The organism is Nocardioides pantholopis, from assembly GCF_003710085.1.
Taxonomy (GTDB): Bacteria; Actinomycetota; Actinomycetes; order Propionibacteriales; family Nocardioidaceae; genus Nocardioides; species Nocardioides pantholopis.
In genome coordinates, this window is record NZ_CP033324.1 from 1,081,769 (window position 1) to 1,097,180 (window position 15,412).

At 72.8% G+C, this 15,412-nt stretch carries 13 protein-coding genes; 11 read left to right on the plus strand and 2 right to left on the minus strand.

What is annotated here, in order from left to right:
- Positions 1-13 precede the first annotated feature (13 nt).
- Complete coding sequence (locus tag EBO35_RS05175) at positions 14-1,015, minus strand: MDR family NADP-dependent oxidoreductase (RefSeq protein WP_164477812.1); 1,002 nt, start codon at positions 1,013-1,015, stop codon at positions 14-16.
- A gap of 85 nt (positions 1,016-1,100) precedes the next feature.
- Between EBO35_RS05175 and EBO35_RS05180 the strand changes: the two genes are divergently transcribed.
- The 3 genes from EBO35_RS05180 (at position 1,101) to EBO35_RS05190 (ending at position 4,797) form a co-directional block, all read left to right on the plus strand.
- Positions 1,101-2,090: a hypothetical protein gene (locus tag EBO35_RS05180; protein WP_164477813.1), complete on the plus strand. Its 990-nt coding sequence runs from the start codon at positions 1,101-1,103 to the stop codon at positions 2,088-2,090.
- A gap of 224 nt (positions 2,091-2,314) precedes the next feature.
- The gene (locus EBO35_RS05185; protein WP_122816775.1) at positions 2,315-3,895 is read left to right on the plus strand and encodes an ABC transporter substrate-binding protein; all 1,581 of its coding nucleotides are present in this window, start codon (positions 2,315-2,317) and stop codon (positions 3,893-3,895) included.
- A 101-nt stretch (positions 3,896-3,996) separates the two neighbouring features.
- Positions 3,997-4,797: an alpha/beta fold hydrolase gene (locus EBO35_RS05190; RefSeq protein ID WP_122816776.1), complete on the plus strand. Its 801-nt coding sequence runs from the start codon at positions 3,997-3,999 to the stop codon at positions 4,795-4,797.
- Positions 4,798-5,062: 265 nt separating this feature from the next.
- On the opposite strand, the gene EBO35_RS05195 is transcribed toward EBO35_RS05190, so the two are convergent.
- Positions 5,063-6,454: an MFS transporter gene (locus EBO35_RS05195; RefSeq protein ID WP_122816777.1), complete on the minus strand. Its 1,392-nt coding sequence runs from the start codon at positions 6,452-6,454 to the stop codon at positions 5,063-5,065.
- A 288-nt stretch (positions 6,455-6,742) separates the two neighbouring features.
- Between EBO35_RS05195 and EBO35_RS05200 the strand changes: the two genes are divergently transcribed.
- The 8 genes from EBO35_RS05200 (at position 6,743) to EBO35_RS05235 (ending at position 15,405) form a co-directional block, all read left to right on the plus strand.
- Positions 6,743-7,591 carry a VOC family protein gene (locus EBO35_RS05200; RefSeq protein ID WP_164477814.1) on the plus strand — a complete coding sequence of 283 codons (849 nt, stop codon included), beginning with the start codon at positions 6,743-6,745 and terminating at the stop codon, positions 7,589-7,591.
- Positions 7,588-9,066: an FAD-dependent oxidoreductase gene (locus tag EBO35_RS05205; protein ID WP_122816779.1), complete on the plus strand. Its 1,479-nt coding sequence runs from the start codon at positions 7,588-7,590 to the stop codon at positions 9,064-9,066. The genes EBO35_RS05200 and EBO35_RS05205 overlap by 4 nt, the downstream gene beginning before the upstream one ends.
- Positions 9,063-10,025, plus strand: a complete 963-nt coding sequence (locus tag EBO35_RS05210; protein WP_122816780.1) for a VOC family protein — start codon at positions 9,063-9,065, stop codon at positions 10,023-10,025. The genes EBO35_RS05205 and EBO35_RS05210 overlap by 4 nt, the downstream gene beginning before the upstream one ends.
- An 89-nt stretch (positions 10,026-10,114) precedes the next feature.
- Entirely contained in the window at positions 10,115-11,401 is a 1,287-nt protein-coding gene (locus EBO35_RS05215; RefSeq protein ID WP_164477815.1) for a DUF4437 domain-containing protein, read from the plus strand.
- Between the two features lie 142 nt (positions 11,402-11,543).
- Positions 11,544-12,977, plus strand: a complete 1,434-nt coding sequence (locus EBO35_RS05220; RefSeq protein ID WP_122816782.1) for an FAD-dependent oxidoreductase — start codon at positions 11,544-11,546, stop codon at positions 12,975-12,977.
- Positions 12,974-13,564: a cupin domain-containing protein gene (locus tag EBO35_RS05225; protein WP_122816783.1), complete on the plus strand. Its 591-nt coding sequence runs from the start codon at positions 12,974-12,976 to the stop codon at positions 13,562-13,564. The genes EBO35_RS05220 and EBO35_RS05225 overlap by 4 nt, the downstream gene beginning before the upstream one ends.
- A 231-nt stretch (positions 13,565-13,795) precedes the next feature.
- Complete coding sequence (locus EBO35_RS05230; RefSeq protein WP_122816784.1) at positions 13,796-14,599, plus strand: ABC transporter ATP-binding protein; 804 nt, start codon at positions 13,796-13,798, stop codon at positions 14,597-14,599.
- The gene (locus EBO35_RS05235) at positions 14,596-15,405 is read left to right on the plus strand and encodes an ABC transporter permease (RefSeq protein WP_122816785.1); all 810 of its coding nucleotides are present in this window, start codon (positions 14,596-14,598) and stop codon (positions 15,403-15,405) included. The genes EBO35_RS05230 and EBO35_RS05235 overlap by 4 nt, the downstream gene beginning before the upstream one ends.
- Positions 15,406-15,412: the final 7 nt, after the last annotated feature.

The window sequence follows — 15,412 nt, forward strand, 5'->3', positions numbered from 1 at the left end:
CGATCCCCCGGGATCAGTCGCCGACCTGGACGACCACCTTGCCGTTGTTCTGGCCGCTCATCAGCCGCGCGAAGGCCTCGGGCGCGCGGTCGAGGCCGACGTAGCGGTCCTCGTGCAGGGTGAGGTCGCCGGAGGCGATCAGGACGCCGACCCGCGCAGCGTGCTTGGCGGCGAGGTCGTGGTGGTCGTAGACGACCATGCCGTGCACCTCGGCGCGGGCGGCCATGATCGCGCCGGCGCGCATCGTGGTGGGCGCGCCGTTGTTGTACTGGTCCATCAGGCCGCACAGCGAGACCCGCGCGCCGACGGCGAGCTGCTCGGCGACGACGTCGAGGGTGGTCTGGTCGCCCATGTGCAGGTAGCCGTCGATGCGGTCCGGGCAGGCCTCCCGCAGCCGCTCCGCCCAGCCGTCCGCGCCGCGGACCACTGCCGCGGCGTACCCGAGGTGCTCCACGGCCATCGCGGCCTTGGCCTCGCTGCCGACGATCGCGACGGCGCGCGCCCCGGCGAGCCGGGCGAGCTGGCCCGCGACCGCGCCGACGCCGCCGGTGGCCGAGGAGATCACGACGGTGTCCCCGAGACGGGGGCGCAGGTGCCGCTCGTGCGCGGCGTACGCCGTCAGGCCGGGCATGCCGAGCGCGCCGAGGGCGGCCGTGGCCGGGACGCCGTCCGGGACGGTCACGACCGTGGCGCCGGAGACCGGCACGACGGCGCACTCGCGCCAGCCGGTCTCGGCCAGCACCAGGGTGCCCGCGGGCAGGGCGCCGTCGGGGGAGTCCACGACTGTCGCGATGGCCCGGCCGGGGATCAGGTCGCCGACCCCGACGGGGGCGTCGCCGAGGTGGCGCCCACCCAGCGTCGAGCGGATGTAGGGGTCGAGCGAGAGCGCCTGGACCTGCACGGTGACCTGGCCCTCCGCGGGCTCGGCGACGGGCAGCGTCGCCAGGGCGAAGTCCTCCGGGCGCGGCGCGCCCTCGGGGATGCGGGCGAGCACGACGGCACGCGTGGTGGCCACGGGACCTCCTGGGATTTCGGGCTGGGATGGGGGCTGGGGTGGGGCGAACGAACGGGCGCAGCGTATATGATCTACAGTCGCCGCCGTGAGCGCTGGAGCGAAGGCACACTCTCCCATCGGACCCACCGGACCCACTGGACCCACTGGGGCCGGCTCCCGGCTGTTCGGGCCCCTGATCTCCACCGACGACCTGTCGGCCCACCTCGGCACGTTCACCGAGGTCTTCGGCCTGGTCGAGGAGGGCCGCACCCGGCTCGACGCCGCCGCCGCCCGGGCGCTGTTCGGGCCCGCGGTCGACGGGGCCGAGCTGGTCGCCCTGCGGACCCCCGGGGTGGACGCCGGGGTGCTGCTCGCCGACTTCCGGCCCGGGTCGGCCGAGACCGTGCGCGACGAGAGCACCTGGATCCACCGCGACGTGCTGCGGGTCGTCGACTTCTATGCAGCCGACTTCGCCGCGGCGGTGGCCCACGCCCGGGCCCTGGGGTGCGAGATCGAGGGCTCCGAGGCGGAGTACGAGGGCGAGGACGCCGGGTTCCGCGAGGCCCACCTGCGGCTCCCGGACCACGTCGTGGCCGCGTTCCTCGGGGCTCCCGCGGACTTCTTCGCCGACTTCGTGCAGGTCCGCGACCGGCTGGCCAGCGAGGTCGTCAGCATCTCGCTGCCGCTGACCGAGGGCGCGGCGACGGTCGCGTTCCTGGAGCAGGTCCTGGGCTGGTCGGTCGTCTACGAGCTGACCTTCGACGACCCCTCGTTCAGCGAGCTCCTCGGGGCGGGGGAGCAGCTGAGGGTCACTGCCCGGATGGTCGGGCCGGCGCGCAACCAGCCCTACCTCAACCTCGTCGACTACGGCCTGCCTGCCGACGCCGGGGGCTCGCTGGCCGGGCGCGCGGTCGCGCCGCGGCGCGGGCTGCTCGGTGCCGTCGTCGCCACCACGGACCTCGACGGCGTACGCCGGCGCGCGCAGGCGGCGGCCGGCCCCGCCGTGACCCTGGACCTGGCCGCGTTCGGCTCCACCCGGGCCTGCCGGGTCGAGCTGCCGACCGGCGTGGGGCTGCTGGTCGTCGAGGCCGGCTGATCGGCTCCGCGGGCACCTCCCTAGGGTGACCGCGAGCACAGAATCGGTGAGCCCCCCGGGGAACGGCCTGAGCAAAGAATGGTCCGAGGGGCGGAGGTCCCTTGACGCTGGATTCGCGGACGACCTACCTTGATCCGCAATTAGTTACAGCGTTCCGCGTGACGGAATTGACCCCGTCTCGACGGGTGCTTCTCTTCCGGTGCCGGGAGCAGAATGGAGCACACATGTTGTTCACTCGGCGTGGCACGGGGACCGGGCGCCACCGCCTGGGACTGGCTGCCGTCACGGCCCTCAGCCTCGGTGTCCTGACCGCCTGCGGCGGAGGATCCGGCTCCTCGGACGACGCTCCGGAGAGCACGACGATCAAGGACCTGGTCGTCGACGTCCTCGCGGAGCCCGACTCCCTGGACCCGTTCTACCGCAACACCGCGGAGGCCCAGCGCTACTACCGCCTCGTCTACAGCAGCGTGCTGCAGTGGAACGAGGACGGGACCCTGGCTCCCGATCTGGCCGCCGAGCTCCCCTCGGTCAGCGAGGACGGGCTCACCTGGACGATCAAGCTGCGCCCGGACGTGACGTTCCACGACGGCAGCGCGCTGACGGCCGCCGACGTCGTGCACACGATCGAGGAGGCCCAGGACCCCGAGAACGGCGCGGTCTGGCTCTCCGGCGTCGCCTACGTGAAGTCGGCGAAGGCCCAGGGCGACGACACGGTCGTCATCGAGCTCACCGAGCCCTACGCCTACCTGGACAGCAAGCTCGCGATGATCCCGATCATCTCCGACGAGGACGAGTACGCGCCGAACAAGACCTACGCCACCACGGGCAACGGCAGCGGCCCGTACCGCTTCGAGTCCCTCAAGCGGGGTGACGCGCTGAAGCTGGTCCGCAACGAGGACTACTACGGCGACGCCTACAAGTTCGAGACGGTCACCTTCAAGGTGATCCCCGAGGACGCCTCCCGCATCGCGCGCCTGACCAACGGCGAGTCCCACATCGTCCCGGACCTGCCGACCGACCAGGTCGAGCTGGTCAGCAAGCGCGGCGCGAAGGCGGAGACGGTCGAGAACAACGTCTCGCGGCTGTTCGCCTACCCGTCGATGAACGCCGACCGGCCGACCTCCAACGTCGACTTCCGGCTGGCGATCGCCAACGCGATCGACCGGCAGCGGATCGTGGACCAGGTCTACGGCGGGGCTGGTCGCCCCAACAGCACCTACCTGACCTACGGCACGCTCCACCACGACGAGGAGCTCGGCGAGTCGTTCGGCGAGAAGCCCGACCTCGACAAGGCCAAGGAGCACCTCGCCGCGTCCGGCGTCGACCTGGACCGCAAGCTGAACATCATCGCGGTCAAGGACCCCAACGTGGTCAGCGCGGCGACGATCGTCCAGGCCAACCTCAAGGAGCTCGGCATCGAGGCGACCGTGGACTCCCAGGACGTGGCGGGGTTCTACGCCAACCTGGTCTCCGGCGACTACGACCTGATCCTGTTCGACAGCCCGGCCTCGACCTCGACGGGCTTCGCGCCCGACTACGTCAACGGCGGCCTGAACAGCAAGGCGGCCAACAACTTCGCCAAGTTCAAGGACGAGCAGATGGACGCGCTGCTCGACACCGCGATGACCGCGCAGGGCGAGGAGGCCCAGGCCGAGGCCTGGCGCGCCGTGCAGGAGCGCGACGTGCAGACGCAGGGCAACATCCAGATCGCGGTCTCGCAGATCAGCGAGGCGTGGTCGAACCAGCTGGCCGGCTACCAGCCGTCCGCGACGCTCTGGCTCAACACGCTGCGCGACGTCAAGTAGTCGAGCGGCACTCACCACCGCGTCTTCCCACGGCGGCGCCGGTCCGGACATCCGGGCCGGCGCCGTCGTGCGTGCCGGGCGCGATCTCGAGGAGGAACTGCATGGACGAGGTCCGCAGGGAGTACGTCGACGGCCCCGAGGGGCAGGTCCACGTCCGCCGGGCCGGTCGGCCGGGCGAGGGTGGCCGGCCGCTGCTGTGCCTGCACCTGAGTCCCGGCTCGGGACGGATGTACGAGGAGCTGCTCGCCGAGCTGGGTGCCGGCCGCTTCGCGCTGGCCCCCGACACTCCCGGGTTCGGAGCCTCCGACCCGCCGCGTGACGGCCCCGCCATCGCGACGTACGCCCGCACGATGCTCGCGCTGCTGGACCACTACGGGCTGCCCGAGGTGGACGTGCTCGGCTACCACACCGGCAGCAAGATCGCCGTGGAGCTGGCGCTGGCCGCCCCCGACCGGGTGCGCTCGCTGATCCTGGTCTCGGCGCCGCACTACACCGACGAGGAGCTCGCCGCCCAGGAGCGCCAGCTCGCGGTGCCCCGGCGGCCCGAGCCGGACGGGTCGCACCTGGTGCGCCAGTTCACCGAGCTGGTCCGGTGGGCGCCGGCGGGCACCCCGCTGGAGCTGCTCCAGCGCGAGTTCGCCGAGCAGCAGCGGGCGGGGGAGCAGGCGCACTGGGGCTACCTGGCGGCGTTCGCCTACCGGCACGCCGACCACCTGCCTCGGGTCCGGCAGCCGGTGCTCCTGCTCTGCCCGGGCGACGACCTCGAGGAGCCGACGCTGCGCGCCCGGGACCTGATCGCCACCGGCCGGTTCCTGCACCTGCCCGAGTGGGGCCACCAGATGATGGTGACCCGGACCGCCGAGGTCGCGGCGCTGGTGCGGGAGCACTCCGACGCGTCGTGATCCCGGGCCCTCCGGGGCTGGCGGCTCCGGTTAGCGGTGAGCTGGCCACCGAATGAGTCGCTCGAACGGTGGCAGGCTCACCGCTGCGCCCGGCCGCCGGCGGCTTCGGGTTAGCGGTGAGTCAGCCACCGAAGCCCGGCCGGAAACGGTGGCAGGCTCACCGCCAGTCCCGGGTCCGCCGGAGCAGCGGTGAGTCAGCCACCGAAGCCCGGCCGGAAACGGTGGCAGGCTCACCGCTGGGCCCGGGCCGGCGCCCAGCCGGTCCTCAGGAGCGGGCGAGCTGCCGGCGGACCACCAGGCCGAGGACGGCGAGCGCCACCGCGGCCAGCACGAACGCGGGTGCCTCGCCCCGCGGGGTCAGGTCGACAGCGACCGCGACCTGACCGGCCGAGGCCAGGGTCGCGATGCCGAGCACCGAGCCGATCTGGCGCATCAGCGCCAGCGAGGCCATCGCGGGGGCGGACTGGTGCCCGTCCGCGGAGTCCAGCACGGTCCCGGTGTCCACGGAGTACAGCACCCCCGCGCCCACGCCCACCAGCACCAGCGGCACCAGCAGGGCGGCGACCGGCAGCTCGCTGCCCAGCCCCAGCCACAGGTACGCCGCGGCCAGCGTCAGCAGGCTGAGCACCATCAGCGTCGCCGGGGCCAGGAACGGGCGCAGCGCGTTGACCAGCATCCCGGCCAGCGGCATCCCGGCGTTCGCGATCACCAGCAGCCAGCCGGTGCTGGTCGAGCTGAACCCCCGGCCGTCCTGGAAGTGCACCGAGATCAGGAACGCGGTGCCGTTGATGGCGGCGTTGTAGGCCAGGCAGGCGAGCAGCACCGTGCGCAGCCGGCGCGACGCGAACAGCTCCAGGTCGAGCAGCGGTCGCGTGGCGCGGCGCTCGATGGCGAGGAACACCCGCGCGAGCAGCAGCGCTGCGACGTACCCGGCGACGACCAGCGGGACCGGGGCGGAGCCGCGGCCGGTGGCGATCAGCGACCAGGACAGCAGGGCCAGCGTCGTGCAGGCCGTCACCAGGCCGGCGAGGTCGAGCGGGCCCGGGCTGCGCCGCGGCGTGGTCCCCAGCCGCGAGGTGACCGCGATGGCGAGCAGGGCGACCGGGACCACGACGAGGAACGTCGAGCGCCAGCCGTAGTGCTCGGCCAGCGCGCCGCTCAGGATGGGCCCCAGCAGCAGCCCGGTCGAGCTGGTCATCATCCAGTAGCCGACCGCGCGGGCCCGGACCGGACCGTGGGCGAGGTTGGCGCCGAGCAGCGTGGCGCCGTTGGGCAGCACCAGCGCCGCGCCGATGCCCTGGACGATGCGCGCCCCGAGCAGCATGCCGAGGTTCGCGGACAGGGCGGCCGCGACGCCGCCGAGCGCGAAGACCGCCAGGCCGACCTGGAGGGTGGTGCGCGCGCCCCAGCGCTCGCCGAGCATGCCGCTCACCGGCATGGCGCTCGCCGCGACCAGCGGGAACATCGCGGTCAGCCACTGCAGGCCGCTCAGGCCGGCGCCCAGGTCGGCGCCGATCGTGGGGGCGGCCACGACCAGGGATGTCTGGTCGAACATCACGCAACCGACGCCGATGGCGCACATCAGGGCGACGACCACGGGCGAGCGCCCGGCGGGGGACGTCGCCGGGGCGGCGTCGCGGGGGGCGCTCGAAGCCACGCAGATCCTCCTGAGACTGTTGGAACAGCGTTACGCTACGCGTAACAGGCGTCGGAAGTGGGCACCGACGCCCCGACGGACTGGTCCGCTCCGTGCTGCTCGGCCCCGCTCGGCCCCGCTCGGCCGCGCAGTGTGGACAGGCGTGGGCAGACCATTGACGGCCTCGGGGAACGTCAGTAATGTCTCTGGAACAGCGTTTCGCACAGTGGAACAGAGCGGTCTCCACTGCCGAACCAGCTGGACGATCACTCGATGCGCCCGTGCGGCGCCGCCCTGAGGGAGACCCGGATGAGCCTGCAGTACCTCCGCGAGGTCGTGGTCGCCAGTGCCGACGTGGCGGCCTCCGTGCGCTTCCACCAGGAGGCCTTCGGCCTGGAGGTCCTGGACCGCGACGAGCAGGGCGGCGTGCTGCTCGGCGTCGCGGGCGCCCCCGCCGGGCACCTGCGTCTGGTGCCCGCCTCGACCGACGCCGCGACGCAGACCATGGCCGAGCCGCCCGCGGTCTGGGACCTCGGCGCCCGACTGCTGGGCATCTACTCCCACGACCTGGACGCCACCCACGCCGCGATGGCTCGCGCCGGGGGCGCCCCCCGGCCGCCGGTGACCTACCCGTACGGCGCCGCCAGCCTCTCCGAGCTCGTCGGCCGCGGCGTCGACGGCACCTGGTGGACGGTCCCGCTGGCGGTCCCCGGCGCCCACCGGCCGAGCGCGGCGTACGACGCGGACGCCGAGCGGCTGCACTCCGAGCTGCACACGGCAGTCCTGGTGGTCGAGGACCACGACGCGGCCGTCGCGTTCTTCGAGGCGGCCGGGCTGACGACGCTCTTCGACGGCGCCATGACCGGAGACCCGTTCGACCAGCTGGTCGGCATGCCCCTGGACGCCTCGCTGCGCCTGGCCTTCATGGTCGGCCCCCGGCACCTGCCGGCGCGCCTGGAGATCATGTCCTTCACCGGCGTCCCGACCGTGGACCGCAGCGCTGACGCCGTCGGGATCCGGCGCCTGGTCTTCGTCTCCGACGATCCCGCCGGCACCCTCGAGACCCTGACCGGTGCCGGCGCCCAGCCGGTCGCCGAGGGCGTCGTGCGCGGGCCGGTGGGCGTCGAGATCGAGGTCGTCGCCGAGGTTCCGGCGTGACCCGCACCGTCGTGGTCGTCGGCACCGGCGGCGCCGGGCTGGCCACCGCGATCGCCGCGGCCGAGGGCGGGGCGCGCGTCGAGCTCGTCGACAAGCAGGCGGCCATCGGCGGGATGCTGCACATCGCGAACGGGGAGTTCTCCGGTGCCGGCAGCCGCCGCCAGGCCGAGCGCGGCATCGAGGACAGCCCCCAGCGGCACCTCGCGGAGGTCCAGCGGATCTCCCACGGCCGGGTCGACGCCGACCTCGCCGAGCTCTCCGTGCGCCACCAGGGCGAGCTCGTCGACTGGCTCGACGACCTGGGCTTCGAGTTCCACCCCGACTGCCCCGGGCTGATCCACGGCCACGAGGTGTACGACGTGCCGCGCACCTACTGGGGCGTCGAGCACGGCCGCTCGGTGATCACGGTCCTGGAGCGGCTGCTCCTGGACCAGGTGCGCGCCGGCCGGATCCGGATGCACCTGTCCACGACCATGACCGGCCTGCGCCGCGACGGCGACCGGGTCGTCGGCGTCGAGGTGGAGCGGGACGGGGAGGCGGGCGTGATCGGCGGCGACGCCGTCGTGCTCGCGACCGGCGGCTACGACGCCAACCTCGAGCTGCGCAACCGGTTCCTGCCCGAGCACTGCCACTCGGTCCTGGTCGGCTGCCTGGACCACGCGACCGGCGACGGCCTGGTCCTCGCCGAGCAGCTGGGCGCCGCGGTCTCCGCCGACGGCATCTTCCTGCCGGTGATGGGCCTGATCCCGGACCCCGAGCGGCCCCGGCACGCGGTCGACTACCGCGAGGCGTTCGTCGAGATGGCCCCGGCCTACCGGACCCCCCACGAGATCTGGGTCAACAAGGACGGCCGCCGGTTCGTCGCCGAGGACACCACCAGCCCCGAGCGCCGCGAGCGCGAGCTGCTGCGCCAGCCGGACAACACCATGCACGTGGTCTTCGACGCCGGCGTCGTCGAGCACGCCCCGGTCAGCCTGATCCGCAACCCTGCCGACGAGTGGACGCCCGAGCGGTTCGCCGCGGCCTGCGAGACCAGTCCCTGGGTGACTCGCGGCGACTCCCTCGAGGAGCTCGCCGAGCGGCTCGGTGTCGACGCCGAGGCGCTGGGCCGGAGCGTCGCGGCGTACAACGCGGGGGTCGAGAGCGGGCAGGACGAGCTCGGCCGCACCACGTTGCCGCGCCGCCTGGACCAGGCGCCGTACTACGCGATCACGACCGTGGCCGCCTCGATCCTGTCCCGCGACGGCCTGGCCGTGGACACCGGGATGCGGGTCCTCGACACCGACGGGCAGCCCATCTCCGGGCTGCACGCCGTCGGCGAGGTCCTGGGCAACAACAAGTTCGCCGGCGACAACTACGTCGGCGGCATGAGCATCACCCCGGCCATGACCCTGGGCCGGCTGCTCGGCAGCCGGCTCGCCGCCGCCCAGCCCGAGACGCAGGCCGAGTCCCACCCCGTGAAGGAGAGCCGATGAGCGAGCCCTGTCTGGTCGGTGGCGTCGACGCCGCCTTTCTCGGGGTCAACGACCTCGACGCGCAGCTGGAGCTGTACGTCGGCCAGCTCGGCTGGGAGGTCGCCGAGCAGGGCGTGATCCCCGCCGCCGAGGCCTCGGCGCTGTGGGGCGACGGGATCGGCGACCTGCCGGTCACCGTGCTCACCGCCGCCGGGTCGCCGCACGGCCGGCTGATCCTCCTCCAGGTCCCGACCCAGGAGGTCCCGGAGCACCCGCTGCAGGCCGACACCGGCCTGGTCGCGATCAACATGTACACCCGCGACATCGAGGTCAGCCACACCACGCTGGCCGACGCCGGGCAGCGCTGGCGCACCCCGCCGGCCACGTGGGCGGTGCCGCTGGGGGAGAAGCTGGTCTCGGTGACGCAGGGCTTCCTGCTGGCCCCGGAGGCCACCGACATCGTCTTCGTGCAGCCGGCCGAGGCACGCGGCACCGCCGCGTGGGACGCCGAGCCCGACCGGCACTACACCGAGCTCACCTCGGTCGTGTGCCACGTCCCCGACTTCGAGGCGGAGACGGCCTTCTGGGGTGCCGAGGGGCTGGGCCTGCAGAGCTGGTACGACGTGTCCTTCACCCACCCTGGCCTCGACGAGATGGCGCTGCTCCCTGCCGGCTCGGTGATGCGCCTGAGCTTCCTCGCGGGTCCCACGACGGCCCGCCTGGAGGTGACCCGGCTGGAGAACCGCACCCTCGGCACGGACCGGCGCGACCAGCAGCGCACCGGTCGGCACCTGGGCCACACCGGCTGGCTGTTCAAGGTTCGGGACCTTTCTGAAACATTGTTCCGCACTGAGCAATTGGGGGGTACCGTCCGATCCGGGCCCCGCGCTGGCGCACCGGCCCTCTTCGCCGGGTGCCCGGTGGCGTTCGTCGAGACCCCCAACGGACTCCCCGTCACCTTCGTCGAGGTGTCCGACTAGACCTACCTGTCCGGTTCGGCGGCACCCCGTCACCGAGCCCGATTCAACAGACCAACCGAGAAGAGAAGAGGCGCGACTTGCGACCGCACGTGGAACTGATCCAGGAAGACGACTACGTCTGGCACGCCGCTGAGCTGCCGGGCGCCGAGGGCCGCGCGAGCGAGCGGCGCCTCTCGGTCGACGAGGAGGACGGCTCGTCCTCGCTGCGCGTCGACTTCCACACCGGGTGGGGCCGCAGCGCCGGCATCCACCACGCCAACACCGAGTACTACGTCCTCGAGGGCGAGATCGACTACGGCGGCCGGAAGATCGGCAAGGGCGGCTACGTCTACGCGCCCAAGGGCGTGCCGGTCGACTACCTCAAGGTCGCCGAGGGCACCAAGATCCTGCACTACCGCGAGTACGGCGACGCCGGCTTCGACGCGGTCGACTCCCTCGCCGGTGCCAAGGCCTGGGACGACGCCCGCGAGGAGGTCATCGTCATCGACTCCGAGGCGATGAACTGGGACGCGGTCCCGAACCCGGGCCCGATGCCGGGTCTGTTCATCAAGTACCTGCACGTGGACCCGGTCACCGGCTTCTACACCCGCCTGGTGCACGCCCAGCAGGGCTGGTCGGACCACCGCCTCGCGCACCACCCGTGCTACGAGGAGGCGTACACGACCCAGGGCCACATGGAGTACAACTTCGGCACCCTGGACCTCGGCACGTACTTCTTCCGCCCGGCGCGGGTCAAGCACGGCCACTTCACCACCATGGAGGGTGGCGCCACCTGGCTGCTGCGCTCGGACGGTGAGCTGAAGAACTGGTACACCCAGAACGAGTGGGTGCGCTGGGGCGGCGACGGGGTCAACTACACCCCGCAGGGTGTCGTGGAGGAGCCGCACACCCCGGCCCGCCACTCGCACTCGACGCACGACATGGCCGAGCCGTGGCGTACCGACGAGGACATGCGCCAGCTCACCAACGCCTGGCAGTTCCAGATCGACCAGGGCCAGAACAACACCCCGGTCAAGCACCACGGCACGGGCTCCGACCCGTCGATCCTCGCGTTCATGAAGGCGATGGACGCGGCGAACCTGCAGGGCGGTCACGGCGACGCTGGCCACAGCCACGACCACGACCACGACCACTCGCACGACGAGGCCGGTCACAGCCACGACGCCGAGGAGACCCCGGCTCGCGAGTCGATCAACCTCGACTGGGGCTGGTCGGGTCGCGACACCGAGCACCCCGACGAGCGCACCAACAAGCACGCGCACAACTGGGGCACCCGGGTGGACTGGAAGGACGGGGACCCCGTCCCCGCCCCGATCATCTCCTCCCTGCCGGTCCGCAGCCGCTCGCGCGGCCGTTGGGACGGCGACGGGATGTGATCCCCTGGTGCGCCCCACGTCCCTGTGGCGTGGGGCGCACCACGCCCGCCTCCGGCGGGAGTGCACCACCCCCCGCCCCCGGATCCCCGGGGGCGCCCGTTTTTCCTCGCCTCGCGCGAGGCCCCCTGAGGAGTGAAGAGCGATCGCCAGCGAGACCAGCTACGACGTCGTCGTCGTGGGAGCCGGCACGGCCGGCATCCCGTGCGCCATCCACGCCGCCGAGGGCGGTGCCCGGGTGCTGCTCGTCGACAAGGAGTCGCGCATCGGCGGCACGCTCTACATCACCGGCGGCCACCTGGCCGCCGCGGGGACCAAGCGCCAGGCCGAGAAGGGCATCGAGGACTCCGTCGAGGCCCACCTGGCCGACATCCGCCGGATCAGCGCCGGCACGGCCCGCGACGACCTGATCACGATCGTCGCCGAGCACGCCCCCGCCACCGTCGACTGGCTGCACGACCGCGACTTCCCGTTCGCGCCGGAGACCCCGCGGATCGTCTACGGCCACGAGCCGTACGGCGTGGCCCGGACCGTCTACGGCAAGGACGAGGGCATGTCCCTGCTCGAGGTCCTGCGCCCCGAGCTGGACCGCGCCGTCGCGGCGTACGACCTCACCGTGTGGACCCAGGCGCCCGTCACCGAGCTGCGCCAGGACGACGAGGGCCGGATCATCGGCGTCTCCGTGCTGCGCGGCGGCGACGAGGTCGAGGTCGACGCCCGCTCCGTCGTGCTCGCCACCGGCGGCTACGGCGCGGACGCCGAGCTGTTCCAGGAGCTCGAGGGCGCCCCGCTGGTCTCGGCCGCCAACAAGACCTCCACCGGCGACGGCATCCACCTCGGTCTCTCGGTCGGCGCGCGGCTGCAGGGCCAGGGCACCTACCTGCCCACCTTCGGAGGCCTGCCGGACCCGCAGAGCCCGACCCGCGCCAACTGGAACGACCGGCAGCGGCTGACCAGCGAGCGGCCGCCGCGCGAGATCTACGTCGACGTGCACGGCAAGCGCTGGGTCGCCGAGGACGAGGAGTCGATCGATCAGAAGGAGCGGGCGCTCACGAAGATCCAGGACCAGACGTTCTGGACGATCTTCGACGACGCCGCCCTGTCCCTCTCGACGGGGACCCTCAACGAGATGGTCGTCGGCAAGGACCCCGACCAGGTGCGGGCGATGGCCAACACCCGCCCCGGCGTGCACTCCGCCGCCACGCTCGCCGAGGTCGCGGCGCTCGCCGGGATCGATGCCGCCGGCCTCGAGGCCACGGTGGCGGCGTACAACGACGCCGTCGCCGCGGGTGTCGACCCGGAGTTCGGGCGCCAGCATCTGCCCGCCCCGATCGCCGAGGGCCCGTTCTACGCGATCCGCAACCACGCGATCACGCTGGTCACCTTCCAGGGCCTCGACATCGACGCGGACTTCGCGGTCCGCGACGAGCAGGGGACCGCGATCCCCGGCCTGTACGCGGTCGGCGAGGTCATCGGCGCCGGCGCGACCTGCGGCAACAGCTTCTGCGGCGGGATGCTGGTCACCCCCGCGCTGACCTTCGGCCGGCTGCTCGGCACCAGGCTGGCCGAGGCCCGGTGACCGACCTGGCGTCGCTGGACCTTCCCGAGACGCAGTGGCTGGACCTCAGCATCGCGGGGTCCAGCCCGGCGGTCCGGCTGGCCCGGCTCGGCTCGGACCCGACGACGAGGGCGAGCGTCTCCCTGGTCCGGTTCCCTCCGGGCTGGCGCCGGCCCGGCTCCGGGCACTACCTGCCCGCCGAGGAGTTCGTGGTGCTGGAGGGGTCGATCGATGTCGTCGGCAGCCACGGCCCGGGCGACTACGTCTACCTGCCGCCACGCACGGACCGCACCGACAGCGTCTCGACGAGCGGTGCGCTGGTGATCGCCTGGTTCTCCGGGTTCCCGGAATGGGTGCCGGGTGCGGCCGCGGCCGAGCCGGCCACCGCGCCGGTGACGGTGTCAGCGGCGGACGTCGCCGGCGTGCTGCGCGCCGACGCCCCGGAGGTCGCGGGGGAGTACGCCGTCCTGCGCGACGCCGCAGGCCGTGACCCCCTGCCGGTGGACGCCGACGTGCTGGACCCGGCGGCGCGCGCCTGGGCGTGGGTGCCGGCCGGCACCCCGCTGCCGGCCGGCACCGGGCCGCTGCACGTGCGCACCTGGGCCTGAGCCGCCCAGACCCGGCTCGGCTCGACCCGGCCGGCCGGCCCGCTCGGCCCGGTCGGGATTAATCCGACAAATGCCCAGGGCCTTCCCAAGCCGCGGTGATCTCGGGAGGATTCCATCACCGTACCGAAATGCCGTTCCGCACTTCGGAATGCACTGAGGCCTGCGTCCGCGTCCGGTCGGGCCTGCTCCCGCACCCGGACCCAGCACGCCTCGACCCCGAAAGGCTGCGCAGTGACTGCCATCTCGATCGCCCACGTGTCCAAGACGTTCGGACCCCCCGGCTCCGCGCCCGTGCTCGGCGACATCGAGCTGGAGATCCCCGAGGGCCAGTTCGTCGCCCTGCTGGGCTCCTCGGGGTGCGGCAAGACCACGTTGCTGCGCATCGTCGGCGGGCTCGAGACCGCCACCAGCGGCCGGGTCAGCGTGGCCGGCAAGGACCTCGGCAACACCGCGGCGTCGCGGCGCCGGGCCCTCGGCGACGTGGGCTTCGTCTTCCAGGAGCACAACCTGCTGCCCTGGCGCTCGGCCCTGGCCAACGTGCTGCTGCCGCTGGAGTCGCGCGGGATCTCCCGCGCCGAGCGCCGGGCCACGGGGGAGCGGATGCTCGAGCTGGTCGGGCTCGGCGCCGCGAGCGGCAAGCTCCCGCACCAGCTCAGCGGCGGGATGCGGCAGCGGGTGGCGATCGCCCGGGCGCTCTCCTACGACCCGGCGGTGCTGCTGATGGACGAGCCCTTCGGTGCCCTGGACGCCCAGACCCGGGACAACCTGAACCTCGAGCTCCAGCAGATCTGGCTGGAGAAGAAGAAGACTGTCGTCTTCGTGACCCACTCGATCCAGGAGGCGGTCTTCCTCGCCGACCGGGTCGTCGTGATGCAGGCCGGCCCGGGGCGGGTCGTGGCCGACGTGACCATCGACCTCGAGCGGCCACGCGGGATCGACGTGCTGGCCACCCCGGAGTTCGCCCGCTACACCGGCGTGCTGCGCGACGCCCTCAACCACGAGAAGCCCGCCGGCGGGAACGGAGCCGCAGCATGAGGAGCAGCGCCGCCGGTCGGTTCGTCGACCGCTACCTCGTCTTCGTCACCACGCCGCTGCTCGCGATCGCGCTGATCGGCGGATGGCAGCTCTACATCGAGCTCAGCGACGTCTCGCCGTTCATCGTGCCCGCTCCGGCGGACGTGTGGACCGCGCTGCGCGGCCAGGTCACCGACCCCTTCATCTGGAAGGAGCACGTCTGGACGACCTTCGTCGAGACGGTCCTGGGGCTGCTGATCGGCGCCGCCATCGGCATCGGGTCGGGCTTCGCGATCGGCAAGTCGCGGATCCTGGCACTGGTGCTCAAGCCGTTCCTGGTGCTCCTCCAGGTGACCCCGAAGGTCGCCCTCGCGCCGCTCTTCGTGCTCTGGTTCGGCTTCGGCGAGGAGTCCAAGATCGCGCTCGCGGCGCTGGTCTGCTTCTTCCCGCTGATGGTCAACACCGCGTTCGGCATCCAGTCGCTCCCGCAGGGCCACCAGGACATGGCCGCCTCGATCGGGGCCGGGCGCACGTTCCGGTTCCTGCGCGTCGAGGTGCCGCACACGATGGCCTTCATCCTGGCCGGCCTCGAGCAGGCGGTCGTGCTGGCCACGATCGGCGCCATCGTCGGGGAGTACCTCGGCGGCGACAAGGGCCTGGGGCGCTACGCGCTGAACCTCCAGAACAACCTGCAGATCGACCTGCTCTTCGGCGCGATCGTGCTGATGGCGCTCTACGGGCTCGTCCTCTACCTGGCAGTGGCCTCCCTCAAGCGCTTCCTCATCCCCTGGCACGAGTCGGTCCGGCTCACCAGGCCCACCCAGTGACCACCCG

What these genes read in the sequence shown, in the direction of transcription:
- EBO35_RS05185 (WP_122816775.1), top strand. Translation starts at nt 2,315, where the DNA reads ATGTTGTTCACTCGGCGTGGCACGGGGACCGGGCGCCACCGCCTGGGA.
- EBO35_RS05190 (WP_122816776.1), top strand. Translation starts at nt 3,997, where the DNA reads ATGGACGAGGTCCGCAGGGAGTACGTCGACGGCCCCGAGGGGCAGGTC.
- EBO35_RS05200 (WP_164477814.1), top strand. Translation starts at nt 6,743, where the DNA reads ATGAGCCTGCAGTACCTCCGCGAGGTCGTGGTCGCCAGTGCCGACGTG.
- EBO35_RS05210 (WP_122816780.1), top strand. Translation starts at nt 9,063, where the DNA reads ATGAGCGAGCCCTGTCTGGTCGGTGGCGTCGACGCCGCCTTTCTCGGG.
- EBO35_RS05235 (WP_122816785.1), top strand. Translation starts at nt 14,596, where the DNA reads ATGAGGAGCAGCGCCGCCGGTCGGTTCGTCGACCGCTACCTCGTCTTC.